This is a genomic window from Mycobacterium sp. URHB0021 (genome assembly GCF_054057895.1).
This window is the reverse complement of record NZ_JBSRZT010000002.1, coordinates 1,782,463-1,808,325: the sequence shown is the minus strand read 5'-3', so window position 1 is coordinate 1,808,325 and position 25,863 is coordinate 1,782,463. Positions and strand designations below refer to the sequence as shown.

Genomic DNA, 25,863 nt, shown 5'->3' with positions numbered 1-25,863 from the left:
GTCACGCCGCCACCGGCTCCTCCCCGAACTGGGTCTCGTAGAGCTCGGCGTAGCGCCCGCCGCGGGCCAGCAGCGACTCATGCGTGCCGCGTTCCACGATGCGGCCGTCCTCGACGACGAGGATCATGTCGGCGGCCCGCACCGTCGAGAGGCGGTGGGCGATGACCAGCGACGTCCGCCCCTCCAGTGCCTCCGCGAGCGCCTGCTGCACCGCGGCTTCGGATGCGGAGTCCAGCGATGCAGTGGCCTCGTCCAGCACGACCACCCGCGAGGTGCCCAGCAGCAGGCGCGCAATGGTGAGCCGCTGCCGCTGACCGCCGGACAGCCGGTAACCGCGCTCCCCCACCACGGTGTCGAGCCCGTCGGGCATGTCGGCGATGACGTCGGCCAGCCGTGCCCGTTCCAGCGCCCGCCACAGGTCGTCGTCGGTGGCGCCCGGTGCGGCGAGCTGCAGGTTGGACCGGATCGACTCGTGGAACAGGTGGCCGTCCTGTGTGACCATGCCGACGGCGTCCTTCAGCGACGCGAAGGTCAGGTCGCGAACGTCGACCCCGTTGAGCCGCACCGCTCCCGCGTCGACGTCGTACAGCCGACCGAGCAGCGACGCGATCGTGGACTTGCCCGCGCCGGACGAGCCGACCAGTGCCACCATCTGGCCGGGCTGCGCAGTGAACGAAATGCCGTGCAGCACTTCGTCGCCATCGCGTTGGTCGAGCACCGCGACCTCCTCGAGCGAGGCGAGCGACACTTTGTCGGCCGACGGGTAGGAGAATCTGACGTCGTCGAACTCGACCGACACCGACACCCGGTCTTCTTGGCCGGGCACGGGAACGGCGTCCGGCTTCTCCCGGATCAGCGGCACCAGGTCGAGCACCTCGAAGACCCGCTCGAAGCTCACCAGCGCGCTCGCGATCTCGACGTGCGCGTTGGCCAGCGCCGTCAGCGGCGAATACAGCCGGGTCAGCAGCAGCGCAAGCGACACGATGGCGCCGGTCTGCAGGTGACCGCCGATGGCCAGCACGCCGCCAAGGCCGTAAACCAGCGCCAGCGCCAGCGCCGACATCAGCGTCAGCGAGTTCATGAAGACCGACTGCAGCATCGAGGTGCGCACCCCGATGCCGCGCACCCGCCCGGCGCGGTCCTCGAATTCGCGTGACTCGCGCTCGGGGCTGCCGAACAGTTTGATCAGGGTGGCGCCGGGTGCCGAGAACCGTTCGGTCATCTGGGTGTTCATCGTTGCGTTGTGGGTCGCGGCCTCGCGGGACAGCCTCGCCATCGCCCGGCCGATGCGCCGGGCGGGGTACACGAACAACGGCATCAAAACCAGCGACAACAACGTGACCTGCCAGGAGATTCTGAGCATGACCACCAGCGTCAAGGTGAGCGTGACGACGTTGGCAACGACTCCGGAGAGCGTGTCGGAGAAGGCCCGTTGTGCGCCCATCACGTCGTTCCCGAGCCGGCTGACCAGCGCCCCGGTGCGGGTGCGCGTGAAGAACGCGACGGGCATGCGCTGCACGTGATCGAACACGGCGGTGCGCAGGTCGAGGATCAACCCCTCGCCGATCGTCGACGACAACCACCGCGTCACCAGCGAGATACCGGCCTCCGCGACGGCGACCGCCGCGATCACCGCCGCCAGCGCCACCACGACCCCCGGCGCACCGCGGCCCGTGATCTCGTCGACCACCCGGCCCGCCAGCAGCGGAGTGGCCACGCCGAGGAGTGCGCTGACGACGCTGACCCCCACGAATGCGCCCAGTCGGCGGTGGTGACGACCCGCGAAGCGCCAAATCCGGCCGAGCAGCCGACGGTCGGCAAGAGACCGCAGGTCACCGCCGCGTGCGTGCGCCTGCCGGTACAAGGTTTGCCGGGCTACCGTTTCAATGCTCATCAAATCACCGTAAAACCTCAACAATGGATGAGGTCAACGGCTTCCCCGGCGTGTCAGATAATGCCGAAATAGCCGATCACCCCGGCCGCGGCGACCACGAGCAAGGGATTCAGTTTGGTGACGATGAAGATCGCGGTGCAGATCGCGGTGAGCAGATAGGCCCGCCAGTCGTGGTCGGCGGCGCGGCTCATCACCAGCGAGGTCGCCATGATCAGGCCGACGGTCAGGGGTGCGAACCCCTTCTCGACGGCGATTCGCCACTTCGATTTCTGGGCCTTCTTCCAGAACAGGGTGACGGCATACATCAGCGACGCCGCCGGGAAGATCATCGCGACAGTGGCGATCACGCCGCCGATGATCGCGCCAGGCACTCCCCCGACGGTGAGCCCCGCCCCGTACCCGACCAGGGTCACGATCAGGATGCTGGGCCCCGGGGCAGTCTGGGAGATCGAGAAGATGTCGGCGAACTGGCTGTCTGTCATCCAGTGATGGCCCCGCACCGCCTGCATGTGCATCTCGGGCAGCACCGCGTTCCCGCCGCCGATCGACAACAGTGACAGCGACGCGAACAGGCCGGCCAGCTGCAGATAGGTGTGGATCACGCGGTGCGTTCCCTCGGCCACGCCCAGATCAGGCCGACCGGCGCGAGAATGGCCAGCACCACCGGAAGTGGCCACCGCACAAGGCCGTTCAGAACGAACGCGGCCGCGAAGAGCGCGACCGGTATCGGGCCGGTCAGGCATTTCCGGCCCGTCTGGATGACCATCGCCAACGTCAACGCGACGGCCGCGGCGGATGCCCCGTGCAGGACACCCTTCACCGCGGGGATCTCCTTGAACCGGAAGTAGAAGTAGGCGGCCACCATGATGAAGACCACCGGCATGAGGCACAGCCCGAACAGTGCGGCGCCCGCCCCGGCAAGGCCGCGCATCTTGGACCCGGCGAACACGGCCATGTTCACCTGGTTGGCGCCGGGCAGAATCCGGCACATCGTCATGGCGGACAGGAACTCCTCTTCGCGCATCCACTGCTTTTCGACCACCAGCACTTCGCGCGACCAGGCGGACAGCCCGCCGCCGAACGAGGCGAGCGCTATATGGTTGAAGGTCCAGGCGAGCTCGCCAAGGGAGACTTTCTCGAGTTGCGGGCCGATCTCGTGCTCGAGCGGAGGATCGGCCTCACTCATGCATCAGGTCGGCGTCGTGCGGGAAGTCAGCCTCGTGGTGCTGGGCCGGCTCGAGCGGGTCCGGGGCGTCGTAGTGGTGTGAGCTGTCCCAGTCGGCGTCGAACACCTCTTTGAGCCGGGCGACGACGGCGGGAGCGTCGGTCATGATGCCCAGTTCCCGGCGCAGATCGAATGCGCTGCGGTCGATATTCATCGAGCCCACCAGCGCATCTCTGTTGTCGACGACAATCAACTTCGCGTGCACCCTCAGGTTCTTCTGCTTGTGCACCTTGACGCCGAACCGGCGCAACGTCCGCAGCGACGCGAAGGTGTCGAGAATGTCCCATTCGCTGATCCCGTGCTTACCGCCGCACAGCACGTGCACTTTCACGCCGCGGTCGGCGGCCGCGGCCAGGCGTTCCAGAATCACCGCGTCGACATATTTGGGATGCTGCACGTCGAGTCGTTCATTGGCCGTGTCGATGAATTGCGCCATGTGGTAGCGCGAATTCGAATTGCTCCACAGCAGACCCTCATAGGCCGAGCAGTCCCAGTCCCGATGTTCCCAGTCGGCGTTGAAAACCTCGACGATCTGGGCAACGTGATAGGGATTGTCGGTCACGATGCCGTAGTCGCGGGTCAGCGTGAAGTACTTCGCGCAGAGGTTGAAGGTCGCGACGAGCGCCGCCTTCTCGTCGACGACAATGGACTTTTCGTGCGTCACGTAGAACCTCGGATTGGACCACTGGACGGCTATTCCGGCGCTCCGGAATTGCTCGTAGGTCTCGTCATTGGCGCGGTCGCCGCCGGACCGCTGCGCATTGAGTTGGACCCGCACCTCGACACCGGCCCGCCGGCGATCTATCACGGCCTGGATCAAAGTCGGCTCGGTGAACGTGAATTGCTTGATCAACAGCGAATTCTCGGCCGAATTGATGAATTCACGAACCGGTTCCAGGCCGTCGTCGGGCTCGACAATGACGCGCGGAGATAGCGGGAGCATAATTTGACCGATGCTAGCACCGGCCTAATATCGTCGCTTTGCTGACACGCGAACGTTCAGGTACCCGTGACGTCGCGGTGATGGGACCGCTGCGAAGGTGATAGCAGGGCCGCTTCCGCGCCTTTCACATGCGGGGCACAGCATCAGGCAAGATTGCGGGCATGGACAGTGGTGCGGCTTCGCCCCGGGTGCTCGTGGTGGACGACGACCCCGATGTGCTCGCCTCGCTCGAGCGCGGATTGCGGCTGTCCGGTTTCGACGTATCCACCGCCGTCGACGGCGCCGAGGCGTTGCGCAGCGCCACCGAGACCCGCCCCGATGCGATCGTGCTCGACATCAACATGCCGGTGCTCGACGGCGTCAGCGTGGTGACCGCGTTGCGCGCGATGGACAACGACGTCCCGGTCTGCGTGCTCTCCGCCCGCAGCTCGGTCGACGACAGGGTTGCTGGGTTGGAAGCCGGCGCCGACGACTACCTGGTCAAGCCGTTCGTGCTCGCCGAACTGGTGGCACGGGTCAAGGCGCTGCTTCGCCGACGCGGGTCGACCGCGACGTTCTCGTCGGAGACCATCGCGGTCGGTCCGCTGGAAGTGGACATCCCCGGCCGGCGCGCCCGGGTGAACGGCGTGGACGTCGACCTCACGAAGCGCGAGTTCGACCTGCTCGCCGTGCTCGCCGAGCACAAGACCGCGGTGCTCTCCCGCGCGCAGCTTCTCGAGCTGGTGTGGGGGTACGACTTCGCCGCGGACACCAATGTGGTCGACGTGTTCATCGGCTATCTGCGGCGCAAACTCGAGGCCGGTGGCGCGCCCAGGTTGCTGCACACGGTGCGAGGAGTGGGTTTCGTCTTGAGGACGCAGTGATGAGTGCTTGCGGGAATCACAATCGGATGCACTGATGCAGCAGCTGTCGCGGATTTTCCGTCGCACCCCGTCGTTACGCACCCGCGTGGCGCTGGCGACGGCGATCGGCGCGGCGATCGTCGTCGTCATCGTGTGCACGGTGGTGTGGATCGGCATCACGAATGACCGCAAGGAGCGGCTGGACCGCCGGCTCGACGAGGCGGCCGGTTTCGCGATCCCGTTTCTGCCGCGCGGCCTCGACGAGATCCCCAAATCTCCCAACGACCAGGACGCGGTCATCACCGTCCGCAAGGACAACCAGGTCACGTCGAACTCCGACGTCGTGCTGCCCGAGCTCGACCCGGGATACGCCGACACCTATGTGAACGGCATCCGTTACCGCGTGCGAACCGTGGATATCCGGGTGCCCGAGCCGATGTCGGTCGCGGTCGGCGCCACCTACGACGCGACCATCGCCGACACCAACAATCTGCACCGGCGCGTGTTGATCATCGGGGTGTTCTCGGTCGGGGCGGCGACGCTACTCGGCTGGCTGCTGGCCGCCTTCGCGGTGCGCCCGCTCAAACGGCTGGCCCAGCAGACCAGGCAGATCGACGCCGGTGACGAGGCGCCCGACGTCGAGGTGCGCGGCGCGACCGAGGCGGTGGAGATCGCCGACGCCGTCAACGGCATGTTGCAGCGCATCTGGAAGGAGCAGGACCGCACCAAGTCGGCGCTCGCATCGGCCCGCGATTTTTCCGCGGTGTCCGCGCACGAACTGCGCACGCCGCTGACCGCGATGCGCACCAACCTCGAGGTGCTCTCGACCCTGGATCTGCAGGAGGAGCAGCGCAAGGAGGTGGTCAACGACGTCATCCGCACGCAGTCACGGATCGAGGCCACCCTGGGCGCGCTGGAGCGGCTGGCGCAGGGCGAGCTGTCCACGTCCGATGACCACGTGCCGGTCGATATCACCGAACTGCTGGACCGTGCGGCGCATGACGCGATGCGGGTCTACCCCGATCTCGAAGTTTCCCTGGCACCGGCGCCGACGGTGATCATCGTGGGCCTGCCCGCGGGCCTGCGCCTGGCCGTCGACAACGCGATAGCCAACGCCGTCAAACACGGCGGGGCCGGGCGGGTGCAGCTGTCGGCCGTCAGTTCGCGCGCCGGTGTCGAGATCGCCATCGACGACGATGGCGTCGGCGTACCGGAGGAGGAGCGCAGGGTGGTCTTCGACCGGTTCTCCCGCGGGTCTACGGCGTCGCACTCCGGCTCGGGCCTCGGCCTGGCGCTGGTGGCGCAGCAGGCCGAACTACACGGCGGCACAGCATCTTTGGAGGCCAGCCCGTTGGGCGGCGCGCGCCTGCTGCTGAGGCTGCCCGGCCCGCGCTAGCGCTACTTGGTGCCCAGCAGGTCGATGACGAATACGAGCGTCTTCCCGGACAATCGGTGTCCACCGCCGGCGGGGCCGTAGGCCTGCTCGGGCGGGATGGTGAGCTGACGCCTGCCGCCGACTTTCATGCCCGGTATGCCGTCCTGCCAGCCCTGGATCAGGCCGCGCAGCGGGAACTCGATGGACTCGCCGCGGTTCCACGAGCTGTCGAACTCCTCACCGGTGTCGTATTCGACACCGACGTAATGCACCTCGACGTTGCCGCCGGGCACCGCCTCCGCACCGTCCCCGACAACCACGTCCTCGATCACCAACTCGGTCGGCGCGGGTCCATCCTGAAAGTCGATCTCCGGTTTCTGTCCTGCATTAGAAGTCACGTGCCCACGGTAGTCGGGCAGACTGGACCCGTGGCTAAGGACGAAGACATTCTCACCCAGGTCAATCAACTGGTGGCCGAGGAAAAGAAACTGCGCGACAAACTGCAGCACCACGAGATAGACGAATCGGAGGAACACCAGCGGTTGCGTGCCGTGGAGGTCGCGCTCGACCAGTGCTGGGACCTGCTCCGGCAGCGCAGGGCGCTGCGTGAAACCGGACGCGATCCGCGTGAGGCCCAGGTCCGCCCGGCCGACGAGGTCGAGGGTTACCTTGGCTGATTCGGATGGCTGACGTGATGACGAGGCCCGAAGTCGTCATCGTCGGCGGAGGGCACAACGCCCTGGTCGCCGCGGCCTATCTCGCCAGGGCAGGGCGCCGGGTGCAGGTGCTGGAGCGGCTCGATCACGTGGGCGGTGCGGCGGTGTCCGCGCATGCATTCGACGGTGTCGACGCCCGGTTGTCGCGCTACTCGTATCTGGTCAGCCTGCTGCCCAGGCGGATCGTCGACGATCTCGGTGTGCGGGTACGCCTGGTGCGTCGCCGCTATTCCTCCTACACCCCCGACCCGACGACCGACGGCCGGACCGGTCTGCTGATCGGCCCAGGGGCGACGTTCGAGTCCATCGGCGCGGCCGGCGACGAGGCCGGCTTCGGCGAGTTCTACCGCCGCTGCCGGATGGTCACCTCGCGACTGTGGCCCACGCTGATCGAGCCGCTGCGCACCCGCGCCGACGCGCGCTGCCTGGTGACCACCGGCGGCGATCCCGACGCCGAGGCGGCCTGGCACGCGATCACCGGGCGCCCGATCGGACACACGATCACCGAAGCTGTGGCCAACGACCTGGTGCGCGGCGTGATGGCGACCGACGCCGTGATCGGGACGTTCGCCCGCATCGACGATGCGGACCTGGCACAGAATGTGTGCTTCCTCTACCACCTGCTCGGCGGCGGAACCGGCGACTGGGACGTCCCGATCGGGGGAATGGGCGCGGTCAGCGGTGCACTCGCCGCCGCCGCAGCCGGTCACGGTGCCGAAATCATCACGGGTGCAGACGTTTATCAAATAAGCCCCGATGGGGAGGTCCGGTATCGCCACGACGGTTCGGAGCGCCGCGTGCATGCCGAGTTCGTGCTGGCAGGTGTCACACCCGCCGTGCTGGCCGAACTGCTGGGCGAGCCCGGACCCGATATGGCGCCGGGGGCGCAGGTGAAGGTCAACCTGATGCTGCGACGGCTGCCGCGACTGCGCGACGAGACGGTCACTCCCGAGCAGGCGTTCGGCGGGACGTTCCACATCAACGAGACCTACAGCCAACTGGACACCGCCTACATCCGCGCGGCGCACGGGGTGATCCCCGACCCGCTGCCGTGTGAGATCTACTGTCACTCCCTGACCGACCCGACCATCCTGTCGGACGGTCTGCGCGAGTCCGGCGCGCAGACGTTGACGGTGTTCGGCGTCCATACCCCGCACGATCTGGTGGTGGGCGGCGACCCGGACAGGATGCGCGACGCCCTGACATCGGCGGTCCTCAACTCGCTCAATTCTGTTCTCGCCGAACCAATCCAGGACGTGCTGATGGAGGACGCCGCGGGCCGGTTGTGCATCGAGGCCAAAACCACGATGGACCTGGAGCACACCCTGGGCATGACGGGCGGCAACATCTTCCACGGTGGACTGTCGTGGCCGTTCGTCGACGACGACGAACCGCTCGACACCCCCGCGCGACGCTGGGGTGTCGAGACCGCTCACGACCGGGTTCTGTTGTGCGGATCGGGATCCCGACGCGGCGGCGCGGTGTCCGGCATCGGCGGCCACAACGCGGCGATGGCGGTGCTGGAAAGCTAGACCATCTGCTGGGCCCATGCCATGTGGGCCTCGAATCCTAATCGGTCGGCCATGGCGCGGTAGCGCTCCCGCAGCTCGCGGTATTCGGTCTCGTCGCCGCGCGCCCGGGTCAGCAGGACTCGCAGTCGAAGCGCGCCGATTGCGCGCGAATCCCATTCGCGGTCGTCGGCCAACGACTCCAGCCGCTTCAATTCGTGCTCGGCTCTGTCGCATTCGCCGAGCTCGAGCAGCTGTTCCACCATGAACATGAGTGGAATATCGATGTTGCTCAAGCGACCATCGCTCTCCATTTCGTCGACAATCGCCCCCCACCGCCGGACCGCATCATCGACTTCACCGAACTCCGCACGCTCCAGGGCGAGATAGGAGTCGATCACGGGGAGCATGTTCAGCGCGTACGTCTCCTTGATGCATGTCTCACGCAGGCTGCGCATGCCCTTGTAGCCGCGGGTACGCTCCGCGCCGTTGTGTATCAGCGCCACCGCCAGCGTCAGGCGCAGGAAAACCAAGCCGAGGTCGTCGCTCGACCGCTGGACGGGCGTCATCACCGCTTCGATCTCGCGCAATACGGAATCGGTTGCCAGGAACACTCCGCGGGGGAGACCTGCGTACTTGTAGGTCAGGATCGCGACCAGCGACAGCGTGTCGGAACGGGATTGAGCGATGGCGATCGCCTCTTCGTAATCCTCGCGCCAGCCGGGCACACCTGTCCGGAAACGCGCGGTACCCCGCCATGCCAGGGCCGTGGCGCGCGGGGACTCGAAGATGATGTTGCCCCTGTCGTGATCCTCGACCGCGAGATCGATGACGGCTTGGGTCCATCGCAGCGCTTCCGCTGTCTCGCCCGTCTCGTGTTTGGCAACGATTCCCGCGAACGACAGCGCGATCGTCAGCGCTGGGTCGTCGATCGACTCCACGATCGTCATGTACTCCGATGCCAGCCGCGAGGCTTCCCGGACGCGACCCTGCAGCACATGGTCGATCGTCATACCGGCCATTCCCACCGCCAACGAGGCTTTGTCGCCGGCCTGGGTGCACAGATCCTGCAACTCCAGGAAGCGCGAGGAGATGTCGTGGTGGAACCGCTTCCACATGTTCCCGCAGATCAGTGTGCGCGGCGCGATGCACATCGCCATTCGGTTCGGCGCATCGGGTGGCAGGGCATCGGCGACCTGGAGGGCACGCTCCCAGCTGAGTTGCGCCGCGGCGACGTCGCGGTTGGTCGACCAGCTTCCCGCTCGCATATGCCACTCGTATGCGGTGGGCAGGTCGCCCGCCGCCTCCAGATGCTCGGCGATCAACGCAGCGTTCTCGTCATCCTGCTCGATCGCGGCAGCCACGCGCCTGTGCAGCTGTGCACGCTCGGATTTGAGCTGCGACTCGTAGGCGACCGCTCGAATCAGCGGATGCCGGAACACATACTGGGGCCGCGGATTGAATGCCGTCTGGTCGACGAGCTCGGCAGACAACAGATCGCCCAACACCGACTCGACCCCGAGAGCCTGCAACATATCTGGCGAGAAGCGCGAGCCGATGACCGCCGCGGCGTTCAGCGTGCGCTTGGCTGCGGGGTCGAGACGGTCGATACGCGCGGCGATCACCGCCTGCAGGGTGCGGGGCACCCGGACGTCGGCGATGCGATCGACGCACAGATAACATCCGCGACCGCCGACCAACACGTCGCGCTCGCTCAGATCGCGCACGATTTCTTCGGCGAAGAACGGGTTTCCGGCCGCCCGCTCGGCGATGAGTTCGACGAGGTCGTTGACCGACCGGTGTTCACCGAGAAGCTCGGTCCCCAGGGCCAGCATCTGCGAGTTGTCGAGGGGTTCGAGGGCGATCGTCTGCGCCCGCGGTGCGTGGGCCAGCACTCCGTCGTATTCCGGCCGGTACGTGATCAGGACCAACGACGGCGTTTGAGGAATCACGCTGAGGAACTCCGCCAGCATCGACTCGCTGATGCCGTCGATCCAATGTGCGTCCTCGATGATGTACACGACGGGAGTGGTGCGCTCGAGTGCGGCGGCTTGGACCATCGCCGTGAGCCGGCGACGACGCGCGGCGGGATCGATCTGCGGCAGGACAGCCGCGGGGTCGCCGATGCCGAGCAGGTCGTGGAGGAGTTGTAGATCCTCCTCGTCGGCATCCGGGAAGCGGGCCCTCACCAGCGACCGCGCCGCCGCGTCGTCCAAACCGTCCAGGCCGGTCGTCGATCGAAGCAGGCCGGCAGCGGTGTGGAATGGCACCTCGGTGGTGTGCGACTCGCAATAGGTGGCGGCCACCTGGGCGCCGGCGTCCAGCGCTTTGGCGGTCAGCTCGCGCACCATCCGACTCTTACCGATTCCCGGCGAGCCGACGACACCGACGATGGCACCGTTGCCAACCAGGACGCGGCCGAGAACACCGTCGAGAGCGGCCATCTCCCATTGCCGTCCGACAAATGTCGGCTCTGCTCGGTTCGCCCGCCGACCCCGCACCATGCCCAGCAGCGTGCGGGCCGGCACCGGGTCCCGGACCCCCTTGATGTGCACCTGCTCGGGTTCGCCCAGCATCGCGACCGCGTCGACGAGATGCGCAGTCGAAGCGCTCACCATCACCCCGCCCGGCGGTGCCACCGACTCCATTCGCTGCGCCATCCCGACCTGTTCACCGATGGCGGTGTAACTCATTGGCCCAGAGCCGATCTCGCCGGTGATCACCACGCCCGAGTTGAGCCCGATCCGCAGCTGCAAGGTGACGTTGTCGCGACCGTCGACGTCGTCTGCGAGGCTCCGGGCGTCCTTCTGGATGTCCAACGCCGCGCGGCAGGCCCGCGCCGCGTGATCCTCGAGTGCGATCGGCGCCCCGAATACCGCCATGATGCCGTCGCCGGTGAACTTGTCGACGGTGCCGCCGTAGCGCCGGACGACTGCCGACGAGCGCCGAAACACCTCGGCCATGATCTCGCGCAGGCGCTCCGGGCCGACAGCAGCGGCAATGTCCATCGAGTGCACCACGTCGGCGAAGAGCACCGTCACCTGTTTGTATTCGGCATGGCTGTCCGCGGCCACCTTCGAACCACACGCGTCGCAGAACCGGGCACCGTCCCGCAGTTCGGCGCCGCATGAACCGCACGATATCGCCACCGGCTACCAGGATATGGATTTGGCCGCCGAAACAGAAGCGAGGGTGGTTGAGCCGGCTGGTCAGCGGCCCTGGCTGATGTTTCGCCGATCAGGCGGTGGCGACTTTGTCGAGGATCGCCCGCAGTGCCTCCAGGTCCCCGGCGTCCAGCGCGGACAGCGTGGACGGTGGTGGATCGTCGATCGCATTGATCCTCCGGACGGCCTCGCGACCCGCTTCGGTGAGGGAGACCAGCTTGCAGCGCCGATTGGCGGGATCGGTCGCGCGGACGACGAGCCCGCGGTCTTCCAGGTCGTTGATCGCGACCGTGGTCGCCGGTGCGTCCATGGCCGTGGCGTGCCCGACCTCCTTCACGGTCATCGGTCGCCGGCTCAGCCGCTTCAGGATTCGAATCCTGCTGAAGGGCAACCCTGTCTGCTCGATGACCGCACGCCGCCAGCCGTCACGGTTGTCGAGCACCAACGACGCCATCACGCGCCAGACCTCTTCCACCACAGGGCTACTCGACATGGACACCTTCCCGCGGTGCGACGGGCTCGGCGATCAGCGGCGCCAGACGGTCCGCGGAGCGGTGCGCCCGTGACGATGTCGAGAACAGCCCCAGCGCGAAGGTGATGACACCGAGGCCCGCGCAGACGAACCACAGCGGGCCGGCCGACGCCGCGAAATCTGCGCCGGGCGTGGCAAGTGCGGCGCCCGCGATCGAACCGCACAGGGCCACGCCGAGACTGACGCCCACCTGTCTGCTGGTCGAGGCCACCGCGGAAGCCGCACCGGCGCGGTCGGTCGGCATGCCGCTGACCGCAGCGGTGGTGATGGGGGCGTTCACCATCGAGAACCCGATGCCGAAGACGGCGAAGACCGTCAACAGATGCCACACGGGTGTGGTCGCCGACAGTTGGGTGAGCATCAGCGTCGCGGCAGTGATCAGGACACCGGCCACCAGCAGTGACGGACGGCTGCCGAACCGGCCGACCATCCGACCGGAAAGTGGCGAGAAAACCAGTGCGCCAACGGCAACCGGCAAATAGATCAACCCGGTGTGCAGCGCCGAGAAACCGCGTTCGCCCTGCAGATACAGCGACATCATGAAGAGGAAGGCGCCCCACGCGGCGAACGCACAGACGGCAATCAGGGTCGCCGATGCGAACGGGATACTTCGGAAGAACCGCAGGTCGATGAACGGGTCATGACGCCGTGACTCATACCGCAGGAAGGCGAAGAACGCGAGAATCGCGACGGCCGCGACCGCGATGACGCGGACACTGGCCCAGCCGATGCCCGGCGCTTCGATGAGCACGTACACGACGCCGAACAGGAACGCCATGCCCAGGGTCTGACCGACGGGATCGACGTCGCGCATGGTGGCCGACTTCGACTCCGGGACATAGATCGCGGTCAGCAGGATGGCCGCCGCGCAGATCGGCAGATTGATCCAGAACACCGCACGCCAGCCGACGTACTCGATGAGCGCGCCACCGACGATCGGGCCAAGCGCCATCGCGATGCCGACCACAGCACCCCAGACGCCGATCGCACGCGCCCGTTCCACTCGCTCGCGGAATACCTGCGTGATGATCGACATCGCGACCGGGTTCATCATCGAGCCACCGATGGCCTGCAGCAGGCGCGCGGCGATCAGCGTCTCGATATTGGGCGCGAGGCTGCACATCAGCGAGGCGAGCGCGAAGAGGCTCAGCCCGATCTGGAAGGTGCGCCTGCGGCCGAACCGGTCCCCCGCGGCGCCGGCCAGCATCAGCAGCGACGCCAGCACCAGGGTGTAGATGTCGATGACCCACTGCAGTTGGGAAGCCGATGCGTGCAGGTCGGTACGAATGCTCGGGATGGCGACGTTGACGATCGTCGCGTCCATCGACACGATCAGCAGGCTCAGGCAGCAGGAGACCAGGATGATGGCCTTGCGCCTGGGGCTCAGTGACCGAACGACGGTTTCATTCACACAACCATTGTGAAACTACAACTGTGATGATCACAAGCCGCTGGCCAGTGACGTTCGTTACCGCCGAGACAGAACCGAGGGTCGCTGACCGACCGATTCCATGTCCTGGCATTCGATTCTGGCGAAGATCGCCCAAGGGCTAGCGGCCGCCGATCGTGGTGTAGTCGCGTTCGGTGTAGCCGGTGTAGATCTGGCGCGGACGGCCGATCTTGCCGCCGCCGTGGTCGTGCATCTCGCGCCAATGGGCGATCCAGCCCGGCAGCCGTCCCAGCGCGAACAGCACGGTGAACATCCGGGTCGGGAAGCCCATGGCCCGGTAGATCACGCCGGTGTAGAAGTCGACGTTCGGATAGAGCTTGCGCTCGATGAAGAAATCGTCGGTGAGCGCGACCTCCTCGAGCGCCTTGGCGATGTCGAGCAGTTCGTCGTCGCCGCCGAGCTTGCCGAGGATCTTGTCGGCCTGCTCCTTGACGATGCGGGCCCGCGGATCGTAATTCTTGTAGACCCGGTGGCCGAAGCCCATCAGCTTGACGTTGTCTTCGCGGTCCTTCACCTTCTTGACGAAGGTGTGCACGTCGCTTTCCTCGGTGCGGATCTTCTCGAGCATCTCCAGCACCGCCTGATTGGCGCCGCCGTGCAGCGGACCCCACAGCGCGTTGATGCCGCCGGAGATCGAGGTGAACAGGTTGGCCTGCGACGAGCCGACCAGCCGCACCGTCGACGTCGAGCAGTTCTGCTCATGGTCGGCGTGCAGGATCAGGAGCAGGTCGAGCGCGCGGACGATCTCCGGGTCGACCTCATAGGGCTCGGCGGGGAATCCGAACGTCATCCGCAGGAAGTTCTCGACAAGGGTCAGCGAGTTGTCCGGATACAGGAACGGCTGGCCGACCGACTTCTTGAACGCGTACGCCGCGATGGTCGGCAGCTTGGCCAGTAGCCGGATGGTGGACAGCTCGACCTGCTCGTCGTCGAAGGGGTCCAGCGAGTCCTGGTAGTACGCGGACAGCGCGTTCACCGCGCTGGACAGCACCGGCATCGGGTGGGCGTTGCGCGGGAAGCCGTCGAAGAACCGCTTGAGGTCCTCGTGCAGCAGGGTGTGGCGCTGGATCAGTGTGGTGAACGTCTCGAGCTCGTCCTTGGTGGGCAGTTCGCCGTAGATCAGCAGGTAGCAGACCTCGATGAAGGTCGACTTCTCGGCCAGCTGCTCGATCGGATAGCCCCGGTACCGCAGGATGCCGGCGTCCCCGTCGATGTAGGTGATGGCGCTCTTCGTGGACGCGGTGTTGACGAAGCCGTCGTCGTAGGTGGTGTAGCCCGTCTTGGCCAGCAGCGAGCCGAGCGCGATGCCGTCGGCCCCCTCCGTGGCGGCGACGATGTCCAGATCGAGCTTGCCGCCTGGGTAATCGAGGGTGGCGTGTTCTTGCCCAGAAGACGGGTTATCGGCCACGGGGATCCCTTCTTCGCTGCCGGGAAAGTGGAGTCTGCCCCACAAAAGGTAGTCCCATTCCAGCGGTCACGCCCGCGGGGGTCGGGCAGATGCTCACGCAGGCTGGCGAGCGCCGGCGATCTCGCGGGTGAACTCGGCGTAGGTGAGCTCCACGCGGCCGACGACGTCGTCGATGCTCAGCTGTGACCAATCCAACCCGGCCTGCCCCAGATCGCTCAGGGCGGTCATGATGATCGACCCCCAGACCGCGGAAATCAGCTGCAGCCTGCGCTCGTCCAGGCCCGCTCCCATCCGTTTGGCCAACTCGACGGCGATCGCGTTGGCTCGGAACTCAATGACGGCCTGGCGCAGCGCGGGCGACGACATGATGATCCGCACGATGCACATCAGCCGGTCGGCGGAGAGCGCTCCTGCCGGCGCGAGCTTGGTGGCGTTGGCCATCAACACATGGGACCGCAGCAACGCATCGAAATGACTGATGTCGGATGGCTGCCGTGCCAGTTCGAGCGCCGTCCGTTCGAGCACCTCGTCGATGAGGGCCAGTGCGATGGCGTCCTTGGTGGCGAAGTAGCGGCTGAAGGTGCGGGGCGAGACATCGGCGATGGCCGCGATCTGGTCAACGGTGGTGCGATCGAAGCCCTGCCGCTCACACAGTTCGACGGCGGCGTCGATCAGCATGGCGCGAGTGCGTTGCTTCTTACGTTCGCGCAGACCGGGGGCTGGCTCCCCCCTGACTTCAGCCACGTCCGGATGCTAACGCGCGGAGATATGAAATCTCTTAGGAAATGGCAAGCACAGGCACTTGGCGGTGTTCATACTTTGTCGTTCTCGGCCACCCGGTAACGCAGGAACGCCGGCGCGCAGAGTGCGGCGATCGCCACGCCCACGACGACCAGCGCACCACCACCGGCGGCCGCGACCGTGGTGCCGACCGCCGCCGCGGCAGCGCCGTGCACGGTGTCGGCCAGCCGTGGCCCCCCGCCCACGACGACCGTGAACACGCCCTGGAGGCGACCGCGCAAGTCGTCGGACGCCACTTGCTGCAGGATCGTCGACCGGAACGCCGACGACACCATGTCCGCCGCGCCGCCGATCGCCAGAAGTGCCAGGGCGACCCACAGCAGTGCGCCGGCTCTGCCGTCGGCCAGACCGGCGGCCAGGCCGAAACCGACCATGGCAACGCCCCACACCCCAATGGCGATGACCACCGCCAGACCCTGCCGCCGGACTCGTGGCAGCCAGCCGGAGAACAGCCCGCCCGCGACCGCGCCCGCCGAGATGGCCGCGGCGAGCAGCGCGATCGTGGTGCCGCCTTCCACCGGTCCGCCGAAGCTCTCATGTGCCATCTGCGGGAAGAGCGCGCGTGGCATGCCGAAGATCATCGCGATCAGGTCGACGACGAACGACATCAGCACCACCCGGCTCCCAGCCAGATGGCGGAAGCCGTCGAGTACCGCAGCGAATCCCCACCTGGAGGAGCCACCCTTACCGTTCAACGGCGGCATCGGCGCCAGCCGGATCGTCGCCCAGATCGGCACCAGGCAGGTGATCGCGTCGATCAGGTACAGCGTGGACAAGTCGACCCAGTGCAGCATCACCCCGGCCAAGAGCGGGCCGACGATTGCGCCGAACTGCATGACCGTCACGTTCAGGGAGTTGGCGGCCGGTAGCTGGTCCAGCGGCAGCATGCGCGGGATCGCCGCCGACCGGGTGGGCTGGTTGACCGCGAAGAACGCCTGTTGGACGGAGAGCAGGCACAGCACCACCCACACGTTGTTGAACGCCAGCGCGGCCTGAAGCCACAGCAGCACCGACGCGAAGGCAAGCCCGCACGACGCGATGATCAGCAGCTTTCGGCGGTCCATCGCGTCGGCCCAGGCGCCGCCCCAGAGGCCGAAGACGATCAGCGGCACGAGCGCGAACAGGCCGGCCAGGCCCACGTACGCGGAGTTCTGCGTCAGCGCATAGAGCTGGACCGGCACCGCGAAAATCGTGAGGTTGGCACCGACGACGGTGACGATGCCCGACAACCAGAGCCGCCGGAAGTCCAGTGTGCGAAGCGGCGTGGTGTCCGCGAAGAGTCTTCGCACCCTTCTAGGGCTGCAGCCGCTCGATGCGGCCCTCGGTGACGCGAATCCTGTTGTGCAATCTGTTCTCCCGACCCTGCCAGAATTCGACGACCTCTGGCGCGATCAGGTACCCACCCCAGTTCTGCGGCACCGGAACCTCGTCGCGGTCGGCGAATTGTTGTCTCACCTCAGCCAACTGTTCCAGCAGCGCCGCACGCGACGCAATCGGCTTCGACTGATGCGACGCCCACGCCCCGAGCTGTGAACCGCGTGGGCGCTTGGACCAGTAGTCCGCCGTCTGTTCGTGGGGCACCTTCGTCACCGGCCCGCGCACGTGGACCTGGCGCCCGAGCCGAAACCACGGAAACGTCGCCGAGGCATACGGAACAGCGGTCAGGTCCGCACCCTTGGCGGACTCGTAATTGGTGTAGAAGATGATGCCGGATTCGTCCACGTTCTTGCACAACACGGTCCGGGTTGCCGGCCTTCCCGCGGGGTCGACCGTGCCGACGACCATGGCGTTGGGTTCGGCGACACCGGCCCGTTCGGCGTCCGCCAGCCACGCCCGCAACAGTGCGACCCAACCGTCGGCGAGCCAGTTCGCGTCCAGGTCAGGGCTGCCGTCCTTTTCCGCCGATCCGTACTCGACCCTCATCGCGGCCAAACGCTCGTGGTCTGGATCGGTCACCCGGCACACGCTACGCCTCGCGACGGGGCTCAATCCGGCAGCGGATTCGCCCTGATGATCCGCACGAAATCCTGCCGCTGGAACATCGGATCGAAGCAGGCGAGAACGTCGTCGTTCATGGTGCCGAAGGTGGTGTCCGGCCGGTCCTTCATACCGTCGTTGAACGCCGCGAGGATATCGGCCTTGAAATTCTGCCGGGGATGTGCGGCGATGACCTCCGCAATCTCGTCGACCGTCAGCGCATCGAGCGCCAACCCGAGCACGTCGGTCTCCAAGCCGGCGGTGACGAGCGCGATCTCGGGCTCCATGCGATACGGCACGCCCGGCGTCGTGTGCAGTGCGATGGACAGCCAGACGTTGCGTGCTTCGGATTCGGAATAGCCGTGGCTCAACAGGAATCCCCGGGCCGCGTCGGCGCCGTTGAGTTCGAACCGTTGGTCGGTACTGCGGTACTTCTCGGTGAGGCCGAGATCGTGGCACATCGCGCCGACGTACAGCAGTTCGTGGTCGGCAACCATGCCGAGCCGCCGCCCCTGCAGCGAACCCCACAGGTAGACGCGCTGGGAGTGGTGGAACAGCAGATCCGTCGCGGCGTCGCGAACCAGGTCCTCGACTTCACGTGAGAGCTGGCTGCCCGGGATGGTCACGCCGGCAGCTAATCTGCTCATGGTCTTCACCTTCGCTCTGGATAGGGAACTCGTTGTCTCAGTGTCTTTTCACGGGAGCGATCCGCAGACCATCACCCGCCGCTGCAACTCGCTGATCGGCAGGTCGGTGACGGCGACCCCGAGGCGTTCCGAGTGCCAACCACTCGATGATCTCTTGACAGCCGATCGCCGTTCGGGAGCGGTCGGAAGGGGCGGTCGTTGCTCGCTCATGTCAGCTCCTCGACTGGGGCGGGCGCACCGGCTTGCGGTGACATTGCTCCGCCGGCCCCCTGGTCCACACCTGTGATTTCCACCGGTCATTGCCCGGGGCCGTGCGGGCTGCCCGTCGCTCGCGCTACGGCCGCCGGAGCCGGGCACCGAACTGATCGCCCGACAGTGACTTACTTCACGGGATCCGCGGCGTTAAAGACGCTGAGCAGCCGGGACAGACCAGAAAGGGATCGCCAGTGGAGGGAAACACGAACGGGCAGCCGAACGGGCACGGCCACGCCGACGCTCCGAACGGCAAACTGACGACGGTTGCGGGTGCGCCCGTGGTCGACAACAACAACGTGATCACCGCGGGCCCGCGTGGCCCGATGTTGCTGCAGGACGTCTGGTTCCTGGAGAAGCTGGCTCACTTCGATCGCGAAGTGATCCCCGAACGGCGGATGCACGCCAAGGGCTCCGGCGCCTACGGAACCTTCACGGTCACCAACGACATCACCCAGTACACCCGCGCGAAGATCTTTTCCGAGGTCGGCAAGAAGACCGATCTGTTCGTCCGGTTCTCCTCGGTGGCGGGTGAACGCGGCGCGGCCGAGGCGGTCCGCGACATCCGCGGCTTCGCGGTGAAGTTCTACACCGAGGAAGGTAACTGGGATCTGGTCGGCAACAACACCCCGACGTTCTTCATGCGTGACCCGCTGAAGTTCACCGACCTCAACCACGTCGTCAAGCGCGACCCCCGGACCAACCTGAACAATCCGCGCAACAACTGGGACTGGTGGAGCCTGCTGCCGGAGTCCTTGCATCAGGTCACCATCACGATGAGTGACCGGGGCATTCCGAAGTCGTTCCGCAACATGCACGGGTTCGGTTCGCACACCTACAGCTTCATCAACGCCGACGGCGTGCGGCACTGGGTGAAGTTCCACCACGTCTGCCAACAGAACATCGATTTCCTGACCGACGCCGAGGCCGAAGCCGTGATCGGAAAGGACCGCGAGAGCAACCAGCGGGACCTGTTCGAAGCGATCGAGCGCGGCGAGTTCCCCAAGTGGAAACTGTGCGTGCAGATCATGCCCGAGGCCGACGCGGCGACGGTGCCCTACCATCCGTTCGATCTGACCAAGGTCTGGCCACATGGCGACTATCCGTTGATCGAGGTCGGCGAATGGGAACTGAACCGTAATCCGGACAACTACTTCGCCGAAGTCGAGCAGTCCGCCTTCTCCCCCGCGAGAATCGTTCCAGGAATCGGCTTTTCGCCGGACAAGATGCTGCAGGGACGGCTGTTCTCCTACAACGACGCCCAGAACTACCGGCTGGGCATCAACCACCACCAGATCCCGGTCAACGCGCCACGCTGCCCCATCCACGCCTACCACCGCGACGGCGCGATGCGGGTCGACGGAAACTACGGCGCCACGCTGCCGTATGAACCGAACAGCTACGGCGAGTGGCAGGAACAGCCCGCCTACCAGACCCCCGGGGAACCGCTCGGCGCTGTCGGCGATGTCTATGCCTACAACTGGAACTTCCGCGAGGACGACGCCGACTACTACACCCAGCCCGGCAACCTGTTCCGGCTGATGACACCCGACGCGCAGCAGCGGCTCTTCGACAACACCGCCAGGGCGATGTTTGGCGTTCCCGCCGAGATCCAGCAGCGCTGGATCGGCCACTGCACCAAAGCGGATCCGGCGTACGGCGCCGGTGTGGCGGCTGCCGTCGACGCGCTGGAAGGTCGGCAGGTCGACACGGTTCCCGTCTGACGCGCCCGCCATGGGTGCCCGCCGACCTGTTACCGGCCGGTAGTAAGCGGCGAGATCTCGGGTGCGAGAATCGGCCCATGACTGCGGTACCGAAGGATTTCGCTCCCGGGTTGGCGGGCGTGGTGGCGTTCGAGACCGAGATCGCCGAGCCGGACAAGGACGGGGGCGCGCTGCGGTACCGGGGCGTCGACATCGAGGACCTGGTCAACCAGCGGGTGACCTTCGGCGACGTGTGGGGTCTCCTGGTCGACGGCAGGTTCGGCCACGGACTACCGCCCGCCGAGCCGTTTCCGCTGCCGATCCACAGCGGCGACGTCCGGGTGGACGTGCAAGCGGGCCTCGCGATGCTCGCCCCGATCTGGGGGTACCCGCCGCTCCTCGACATCGACGATGCGACGGCCCGGGATCAGCTGGCGCGCGCGTCGGTGATGGCGCTGTCGTACGTCGCACAGTCCGCGCGGGGCATCTATCGACCCGCCGTTCCGCAACGTCAGATCGACGGGTGTACCACCGTCACATCGCGATTCATGACGCGCTGGCAGGGCGATCCCGATCCCCGGCACGTCGAGGCGATCGACGCCTATTGGGTGACCGCCGCCGAGCACGGCATGAACGCATCGACGTTCACCGCGCGGGTGATCGCGTCGACCGGCGCCGACGTGGCGGCCGCGTTGTCGGGGGCGATCGGCGCGATGAGCGGCCCATTGCACGGCGGGGCCCCGGCGCGGGTGATCCCGATGATCGAGGAAGCCGAGAAGACCGGCGACGCGCGCGCGGTGGTGAGGGGCATCCTCGACCGCAACGAGAAGCTGATGGGCTTCGGTCACCGGGTGTACCGCGCCGAGGATCCCCGGGCGCGGGTGCTGCGGGCCACCGCCAAGCGACTGGAGGCCCCGCGTTACGAGGTGGCCGCGGCGCTGGAGCAGGCCGCCCTGGCCGAGTTGCGCGAGCGACGTCCGGACCGGGCGATCGAAACCAACGTCGAGTTCTGGGCCGCCGTCATCCTGGACTTCGCCCAGGTTCCGACCAAGATGATGCCGGCCATGTTCACCTGCGGCCGCACCGCGGGCTGGTGTGCGCACATTCTCGAGCAGAAGCGACTGGGCAAGCTCGTCCGTCCGTCCGCCATCTATGTCGGTCCCGACCCGCGCAGTCCCCAGTCGGTCGAGGGCTGGGACCAGATCGCCAAATTCTGACCGGCGCATGTCTTCCGATCCGGTTACCACGTTCGCCTCGGCGGGGCGCAGTTTCGCGGCGCTGGTGCGCGCCATCCCGGCGGACTCCTGGGACGGGCCAGGTCTGGGTGAGTGGGACCTGCGCTCGCTGGTCGGTCACGCGTCGCGCTCCCTTGTCACGGTGAGCACCTACCTCGAGTCCAGCGCCGAGAGCCAGGACATCGCCACCCCGCAGGAGTACTACGTCCGGGTGAACCCCTCGGCCCTCGGGCTCGATCCATCCGGGGTGGTCGAGCGCGGACGGCAGGCGGGCAGAGATCTCGGTGCCACCCCGGCCGCGGCGGTCGACGCGCTGCTGCAGCGAGTGCTCGGCCAGCTCGCCACCGCAGGCGACCCCCTGATCCGGGTGATCGGCGGACTGGGCATTCGGCTCCGTACCTACTTACCCACCCGCACGTTCGAGTTGGCGGTCCACGGCCTGGATATCGCCGGGGCCGTTGGTGTTCCGTTCACCCTTCCGAGCGATGTGCTCGCAGACGCGCTGCACTTGGCCACCCAACTGGCCGTCGAGACCGGCCGCGGCGAGGAAATGCTTCTCGCGTTGACCGGCCGCGGCCGACTTCCTTCGTCGTTCTCTGTCGTATGACCCGGCTCGTCGGTTGTTGTCGTTGCCGGGCGATCCCGGCGGCGTAGGAACTCACCACCGGCCCGTGCCCGGAGCACCAGCGGCCGCCGTTACCGCGCATCTCGCGGGTTTCACACTTTCTCCGTACGGCCAACATGTTTCCGTCGTCGTCGGGTTACCGGGCCGGTTCCACCCAAACAGTGAATAAACGAAACGTGTCGGCCCCGATGAGTAAGGTCGCGGCGCAGGGTCTGTATGAGCGCACCGATTTACCCAACCGAGGAGATCCCATGGCAATCGAAGTCCAGCCCGCCGTAGTCCCCCACCTCGTCGTCGATGATGCGGCCGCAGCCATCGACTTCTACGTCAAGGCTTTCGACGCCGTCGAGCACGGCCGGATTCCCGGACCCGACGGGAAACTGATTCACGCCGCACTGAACATCAACGGCTTCACGGTCATGCTCAACGACGACTTCCCCGAGATGTCGGGCGGCAAGTCGATGACACCGACGTCACTCGGCGGCACCCCGGTGACGATCCACCTCACGGTCACCGATGTGGACACCAAGTTCCAGAAGGCGCTCGACGCAGGCGCGACGGTCATCGCCCCACTGGAGGACCAGTTCTGGGGTGACCGCTACGGCGTCGTGCAGGACCCGTTCGGACATCAGTGGTCGCTGGGTCAGCCGGTGCGCGAGGTCAGCATGGACGAAATCCAGCAGGCCATGAAGCAGGGCGGGTAGCGCGATCGACCTAGACGACGCCCGGTAGGTAGAGCGCTAACAGACTCAGCGGCAACGAGTTCGAGGTCGTGATCTGGTTGATCGCCTCGATGCTGGCCGGCTTCGGTGTGCGCTCGAGTTCGGGCGTCGTCGGATCGGATCCGTACAGGCCGAACTGAAGGTCGTATCCGTTCGCCCACTCGAAGTTGTCGACGAACGACCAGTACGTGTACCCGCGGATGTCCACGTTATGGGCGACCAGGTCCTGCACGACGGCGATGTGGTTCACGATGTAGGACGGTCGCTTGGCGTCACCGGCGTCGGCGATACCGTTCTCGGTGACCCACAACGGCTTTCCGTAGGATGCCGCGGTCTCCAGGACCTCCCGGAAGCCACCGGGGTCGATGGGCTGATTGAAGTCGCTGCACGTCGGCGACGTGGCGGCGCACCGTACCGGCAGGCCGCGCAGGAACGGGAAGCCGGGGATCGGCGCGAAACCGATGCCCTGCATCGGTTGCGAGCCGCAATACTGCACGCCGAGGAAGTCTGCCTTGTCCATGAACTCGGGATGGATTTGGTCGGCGGTCTTGACGCCGTCGAAGTTGGCGTCCACCCAGCCGTCGATCACCGCGTTGGGGAACCAGTGGTTGTAGTAGCTGTTCCACGCGTCGGCCGCTTGCGTGTCGAGTGGGCTGACCGGATTGGCCGGTCGGGCCGGAATCATGTTGTTGGCGAACCCCACGAAGGCGGCGGGCTGCCCGGGGGTGGCGACCTTGTCATCCCACGTGTGGATCTCATCGAAGGCAGCTACGTAGCCTTTGGCCTCGTTGACCAGGAATGTCGAGGCGAGGTCTGGCCGGATGACACCAGGCGGCCAGTTGGGCACGAGACCCGGTATGGCGAGGAACTCGGTGAGTACCGGCGGGAACGGTTCGTTGAGCACGGTCCAGTTGTCGACCTGGTTCCCGTACTTCCACGCGACGTAGGCGGCGTACTTCTCGAACTCCGCGGGCGTGCCCGGCGAGAGCCACCCGTCGGCCGTTGCGGGCAGGCCGAGCTGGATCAGCGGCCGTGTCGCGATCGGGTCGTGCAACCATGCCGGCAACGTGAAGTGGTTGACGGTGATCAGCGGCTCGAGGTGGTTGGCCCGCAATGCGTCGAACACCTCGCGGTAATGGTCCACCTCGGCCTTGTTGGCCAGCGCGTCGAGCGCCTGCAGATCGGCGAGGCTGACGCCGCCCCCCTCATCCGAAATATCAAGCCCGGCAGTGGAGTTGGGAAAGATACGGCTCCACTCGATGCTCATCCGGAACGTGTTCATGCCGAGCTTTTGGTTGGCGAGTTCGGCGTCGCCTTCGTACTGGGTATAGGTGCCGGGCCCGTTCTCCGGGACACCGTGGGTGATTCCGAGGAACTGATTGAGCGGGTCGTGTACCCACTTGTACCAGTCGGAGTTGGGGTCGACGGGTGAGCCGGGGCCGCCCTCGGCCTGGAACCCCGCGTGCGCGACGCCCCAGCGGAAGTGATCGGGAAACGACAGGTCGATGCCCGCGACCGGCTTGGCCGTGACGGTAATGGTCGTGGCCACCGCATCACCGCCGCCAGGGTTGATGAAATCACCGAGGATCGGCACAAATTTCAGCAGTCCCAATGGGCCGTGGACGTGTAAACCCGCGGCCTCGTCGCTGACGACCACGGTGAACTGATCCGTTCCTCCCGCCGCCGCCATCGCGTTCATCGGCCGATAGGTGAAGTTGCCGTCTTGGTCGATTTCGACGGCCCCACCGTCGTGTGGTCGCCCGATGGCGGTGTAGGTCAACGGGTCCCCGTCGGGATCGGCGGCGCCGATGTTTCCTGTGATCACCGGGTCGCCGTCCAGGTTCAGGCCTTGGGTGTTCTGCACCGGGTTGTAGTGGATGACCGGCGAGGAGTTGAAGAATTCGCGACGGACCCAGGCCAGCAGCGCCCAGGGGGTCGGATCGACGGGCCATGCCGGCGCACTCGCGGCGAACGGGCTCAGCACCGCGTTGACGATGCTCGAAACAAGGCCGGTGACGTAGGTGACGGCGGTGATCGGATCGAACGCGGTCGGCCACAGCCTCAGAGACGGCACGGCCGGGGGCGGCGAACTTGTCGTCACCGCGGCTTGGCGCATGGTCATCGCCGACGAGAAGGTCTGTGTGATAACGGCATTTACCGAACCATCCGGCTCGGTAGCGTTCTCCCGCGCCGCTCGTGCGGCGGTGTCGTCGGGGGCGTTGACGGTGAGCTGGACGGCGTCGACCGTACCGGTCGGCTCCGGCGTGTCGGTGACGTTTGTCGCGAGGTGGGCCGGCTTGCCGGACTCGGGCTGCGCCGCGATCGCGGGCTGCGCCGCGGTCTCGGGTTGTGTGATGGTTTCGCGCTGGGCTTCGGGTTCATCCGGGCCGGGCGGGGTGACGCTGGGCGTTGGTGCCGTCTCCTCCTCGGCCTCCTCTGAAACCTGCTCGACGCCGGAAATCGTGGTGCCGGTGTGGGCGCCGCCCGTGCTCACCACCACGCCTGGGGAAGCTTTCGAGGTCGTCGACCCGGTCGACGTCGACGCGGGGTCGGCGTCCGGTTTCGACTCCTCGTCCGCCTGCTGCTCCGTCGCCGCAGGCGGCGTAGCCTTCCCCGCGGTTTCAGCGCCGGTGGACGACTGCGTGCTCGTCGACGACTCCGCGGACGCGGCATCGAGCGCGTCCGGCGTATCCCCCCAGGCCAGCGCGGATCCCGACCCGGTGACCACCGCGGCGCCGACCCCCAGCGCCACCGCCAAACCCCCGACCCGACCGACGCACGCGGCAGAATTCATGCACTGTGCATACGCCGCACGCCTCGGCGACCGGGCCGCTTTGCGGAAAA

23 protein-coding genes are annotated in these 25,863 nt (G+C 66.6%); 8 read left to right on the top strand and 15 right to left on the bottom strand.

Translation table 11 applies throughout. The annotated features are described in order from the left end of the window. Nucleotide 1: 1 nt before the first annotated feature. Genes ACVWWN_RS11225 through ACVWWN_RS11210 form a run of 4 tightly spaced genes read right to left on the bottom strand, consistent with a single transcriptional unit; the run spans nt 2 to nt 4,062 of the window. Nucleotides 2–1,894 (bottom strand): ABC transporter ATP-binding protein, encoded by a 1,893-nt coding sequence (locus ACVWWN_RS11225; RefSeq protein ID WP_457143958.1) that lies wholly within the window; start codon nt 1,892–1,894, stop codon nt 2–4. A 53-nt stretch (nt 1,895–1,947) separates the two neighbouring features. After that, the gene (locus tag ACVWWN_RS11220) at nt 1,948–2,493 is read right to left on the bottom strand and encodes a chromate transporter (RefSeq protein WP_457149088.1); all 546 of its coding nucleotides are present in this window, start codon (nt 2,491–2,493) and stop codon (nt 1,948–1,950) included. Next, nucleotides 2,493–3,080 carry a chromate transporter gene (locus tag ACVWWN_RS11215; RefSeq protein WP_457143957.1) on the bottom strand — a complete coding sequence of 196 codons (588 nt, stop codon included), beginning with the start codon at nt 3,078–3,080 and terminating at the stop codon, nt 2,493–2,495. Before ACVWWN_RS11215 ends, ACVWWN_RS11220 begins: the two co-directional genes overlap by 1 nt. Further along, nucleotides 3,073–4,062, bottom strand: coding sequence for a phospholipase D-like domain-containing protein (locus tag ACVWWN_RS11210; RefSeq protein ID WP_457143956.1), 990 nt, complete (start codon nt 4,060–4,062; stop codon nt 3,073–3,075). The genes ACVWWN_RS11215 and ACVWWN_RS11210 overlap by 8 nt, the downstream gene beginning before the upstream one ends. A 152-nt stretch (nt 4,063–4,214) precedes the next feature. Here ACVWWN_RS11210 and prrA point away from each other — a divergent pair, with 152 nt between their 5' ends. Both prrA and ACVWWN_RS11200 read left to right on the top strand, forming a co-directional pair. Continuing rightward, on the top strand, nt 4,215–4,925 hold the full coding sequence (prrA, locus tag ACVWWN_RS11205; protein WP_457149087.1) for a two-component system response regulator PrrA: 711 nt from the start codon (nt 4,215–4,217) through the stop codon (nt 4,923–4,925). Nucleotides 4,926–4,959: 34 nt separating this feature from the next. Next, nucleotides 4,960–6,300, top strand: coding sequence for a sensor histidine kinase (locus tag ACVWWN_RS11200; RefSeq protein ID WP_457143955.1), 1,341 nt, complete (start codon nt 4,960–4,962; stop codon nt 6,298–6,300). Between the two features lie 2 nt (nt 6,301–6,302). On the opposite strand, the gene ACVWWN_RS11195 is transcribed toward ACVWWN_RS11200, so the two are convergent. Next, nucleotides 6,303–6,677 (bottom strand): FKBP-type peptidyl-prolyl cis-trans isomerase, encoded by a 375-nt coding sequence (locus tag ACVWWN_RS11195; RefSeq protein WP_457143954.1) that lies wholly within the window; start codon nt 6,675–6,677, stop codon nt 6,303–6,305. A gap of 30 nt (nt 6,678–6,707) precedes the next feature. Here ACVWWN_RS11195 and ACVWWN_RS11190 point away from each other — a divergent pair, with 30 nt between their 5' ends. Both ACVWWN_RS11190 and ACVWWN_RS11185 read left to right on the top strand, forming a co-directional pair. Next, nucleotides 6,708–6,956, top strand: coding sequence for a DUF2630 family protein (locus tag ACVWWN_RS11190; RefSeq protein WP_457143953.1), 249 nt, complete (start codon nt 6,708–6,710; stop codon nt 6,954–6,956). A gap of 17 nt (nt 6,957–6,973) precedes the next feature. Further along, the gene (locus ACVWWN_RS11185) at nt 6,974–8,527 is read left to right on the top strand and encodes a phytoene desaturase family protein (protein ID WP_457143952.1); all 1,554 of its coding nucleotides are present in this window, start codon (nt 6,974–6,976) and stop codon (nt 8,525–8,527) included. On the opposite strand, the gene ACVWWN_RS11180 is transcribed toward ACVWWN_RS11185, so the two are convergent. The 9 genes from ACVWWN_RS11180 to ACVWWN_RS11140 all read right to left on the bottom strand — a co-directional run bounded on the left by ACVWWN_RS11180 (nt 8,524) and on the right by ACVWWN_RS11140 (nt 18,692). Next, a complete protein-coding gene (locus ACVWWN_RS11180) occupies nt 8,524–11,652 on the bottom strand; it encodes an ATP-binding protein (RefSeq protein WP_457143951.1) in 3,129 nt (1,042 codons plus the stop codon). The genes ACVWWN_RS11185 and ACVWWN_RS11180 overlap by 4 nt on opposite strands. An 88-nt stretch (nt 11,653–11,740) precedes the next feature. After that, nucleotides 11,741–12,160 carry a MarR family winged helix-turn-helix transcriptional regulator gene (locus tag ACVWWN_RS11175; protein ID WP_457143950.1) on the bottom strand — a complete coding sequence of 140 codons (420 nt, stop codon included), beginning with the start codon at nt 12,158–12,160 and terminating at the stop codon, nt 11,741–11,743. Further along, nucleotides 12,150–13,610 (bottom strand): MFS transporter, encoded by a 1,461-nt coding sequence (locus ACVWWN_RS11170; RefSeq protein ID WP_457143949.1) that lies wholly within the window; start codon nt 13,608–13,610, stop codon nt 12,150–12,152. The genes ACVWWN_RS11175 and ACVWWN_RS11170 overlap by 11 nt, the downstream gene beginning before the upstream one ends. 139 nt (nt 13,611–13,749) lie before the next feature. Continuing rightward, nucleotides 13,750–15,057 (bottom strand): citrate synthase, encoded by a 1,308-nt coding sequence (locus ACVWWN_RS11165; protein WP_457143948.1) that lies wholly within the window; start codon nt 15,055–15,057, stop codon nt 13,750–13,752. A gap of 93 nt (nt 15,058–15,150) precedes the next feature. Next, nucleotides 15,151–15,801, bottom strand: coding sequence for a TetR family transcriptional regulator (locus ACVWWN_RS11160; RefSeq protein WP_457143947.1), 651 nt, complete (start codon nt 15,799–15,801; stop codon nt 15,151–15,153). A gap of 68 nt (nt 15,802–15,869) precedes the next feature. Continuing rightward, complete coding sequence (locus ACVWWN_RS11155; protein ID WP_457143946.1) at nt 15,870–17,147, bottom strand: MFS transporter; 1,278 nt, start codon at nt 17,145–17,147, stop codon at nt 15,870–15,872. A gap of 4 nt (nt 17,148–17,151) precedes the next feature. Continuing rightward, complete coding sequence (pdxH, locus tag ACVWWN_RS11150) at nt 17,152–17,781, bottom strand: pyridoxamine 5'-phosphate oxidase (RefSeq protein ID WP_457149086.1); 630 nt, start codon at nt 17,779–17,781, stop codon at nt 17,152–17,154. A gap of 62 nt (nt 17,782–17,843) precedes the next feature. Further along, complete coding sequence (locus ACVWWN_RS11145) at nt 17,844–18,482, bottom strand: HD domain-containing protein (RefSeq protein ID WP_457143945.1); 639 nt, start codon at nt 18,480–18,482, stop codon at nt 17,844–17,846. A gap of 48 nt (nt 18,483–18,530) precedes the next feature. Next, a complete protein-coding gene (locus ACVWWN_RS11140; protein ID WP_457143944.1) occupies nt 18,531–18,692 on the bottom strand; it encodes a hypothetical protein in 162 nt (53 codons plus the stop codon). A 299-nt stretch (nt 18,693–18,991) separates the two neighbouring features. Between ACVWWN_RS11140 and ACVWWN_RS11135 the strand changes: the two genes are divergently transcribed. The 4 genes from ACVWWN_RS11135 to ACVWWN_RS11120 all read left to right on the top strand — a co-directional run bounded on the left by ACVWWN_RS11135 (nt 18,992) and on the right by ACVWWN_RS11120 (nt 23,001). Continuing rightward, nucleotides 18,992–20,458 carry a catalase gene (locus ACVWWN_RS11135; RefSeq protein ID WP_457149085.1) on the top strand — a complete coding sequence of 489 codons (1,467 nt, stop codon included), beginning with the start codon at nt 18,992–18,994 and terminating at the stop codon, nt 20,456–20,458. Nucleotides 20,459–20,535: 77 nt separating this feature from the next. Continuing rightward, a complete protein-coding gene (locus ACVWWN_RS11130; RefSeq protein ID WP_457143943.1) occupies nt 20,536–21,654 on the top strand; it encodes a citrate synthase 2 in 1,119 nt (372 codons plus the stop codon). A gap of 7 nt (nt 21,655–21,661) precedes the next feature. Next, on the top strand, nt 21,662–22,279 hold the full coding sequence (locus ACVWWN_RS11125; protein WP_457143942.1) for a maleylpyruvate isomerase family mycothiol-dependent enzyme: 618 nt from the start codon (nt 21,662–21,664) through the stop codon (nt 22,277–22,279). A 269-nt stretch (nt 22,280–22,548) separates the two neighbouring features. Further along, a complete protein-coding gene (locus ACVWWN_RS11120) occupies nt 22,549–23,001 on the top strand; it encodes a VOC family protein (protein WP_457143941.1) in 453 nt (150 codons plus the stop codon). Nucleotides 23,002–23,011: 10 nt separating this feature from the next. On the opposite strand, the gene ACVWWN_RS11115 is transcribed toward ACVWWN_RS11120, so the two are convergent. After that, on the bottom strand, nt 23,012–25,813 hold the full coding sequence (locus tag ACVWWN_RS11115; RefSeq protein ID WP_457143940.1) for a family 1 glycosylhydrolase: 2,802 nt from the start codon (nt 25,811–25,813) through the stop codon (nt 23,012–23,014). Nucleotides 25,814–25,863 lie beyond the last annotated feature (50 nt).

Coding starts and splice junctions, on each gene's coding strand:
- ACVWWN_RS11115 (WP_457143940.1), bottom strand. CDS start 25,813: ATGAATTCTGCCGCGTGCGTCGGTCGGGTCGGGGGTTTGGCGGTGGCG.
- ACVWWN_RS11145 (WP_457143945.1), bottom strand. CDS start 18,482: ATGAGCAGATTAGCTGCCGGCGTGACCATCCCGGGCAGCCAGCTCTCA.
- ACVWWN_RS11175 (WP_457143950.1), bottom strand. CDS start 12,160: ATGTCGAGTAGCCCTGTGGTGGAAGAGGTCTGGCGCGTGATGGCGTCG.
- ACVWWN_RS11120 (WP_457143941.1), top strand. CDS start 22,549: ATGGCAATCGAAGTCCAGCCCGCCGTAGTCCCCCACCTCGTCGTCGAT.
- ACVWWN_RS11200 (WP_457143955.1), top strand. CDS start 4,960: ATGCAGCAGCTGTCGCGGATTTTCCGTCGCACCCCGTCGTTACGCACC.
- ACVWWN_RS11225 (WP_457143958.1), bottom strand. CDS start 1,894: ATGAGCATTGAAACGGTAGCCCGGCAAACCTTGTACCGGCAGGCGCAC.
- ACVWWN_RS11125 (WP_457143942.1), top strand. CDS start 21,662: ATGTCTTCCGATCCGGTTACCACGTTCGCCTCGGCGGGGCGCAGTTTC.
- ACVWWN_RS11210 (WP_457143956.1), bottom strand. CDS start 4,062: ATGCTCCCGCTATCTCCGCGCGTCATTGTCGAGCCCGACGACGGCCTG.
- ACVWWN_RS11140 (WP_457143944.1), bottom strand. CDS start 18,692: ATGAGCGAGCAACGACCGCCCCTTCCGACCGCTCCCGAACGGCGATCG.
- ACVWWN_RS11215 (WP_457143957.1), bottom strand. CDS start 3,080: ATGAGTGAGGCCGATCCTCCGCTCGAGCACGAGATCGGCCCGCAACTC.
- ACVWWN_RS11130 (WP_457143943.1), top strand. CDS start 20,536: ATGACTGCGGTACCGAAGGATTTCGCTCCCGGGTTGGCGGGCGTGGTG.
- ACVWWN_RS11185 (WP_457143952.1), top strand. CDS start 6,974: ATGACGAGGCCCGAAGTCGTCATCGTCGGCGGAGGGCACAACGCCCTG.
- pdxH (WP_457149086.1), bottom strand. CDS start 17,781: ATGAGGGTCGAGTACGGATCGGCGGAAAAGGACGGCAGCCCTGACCTG.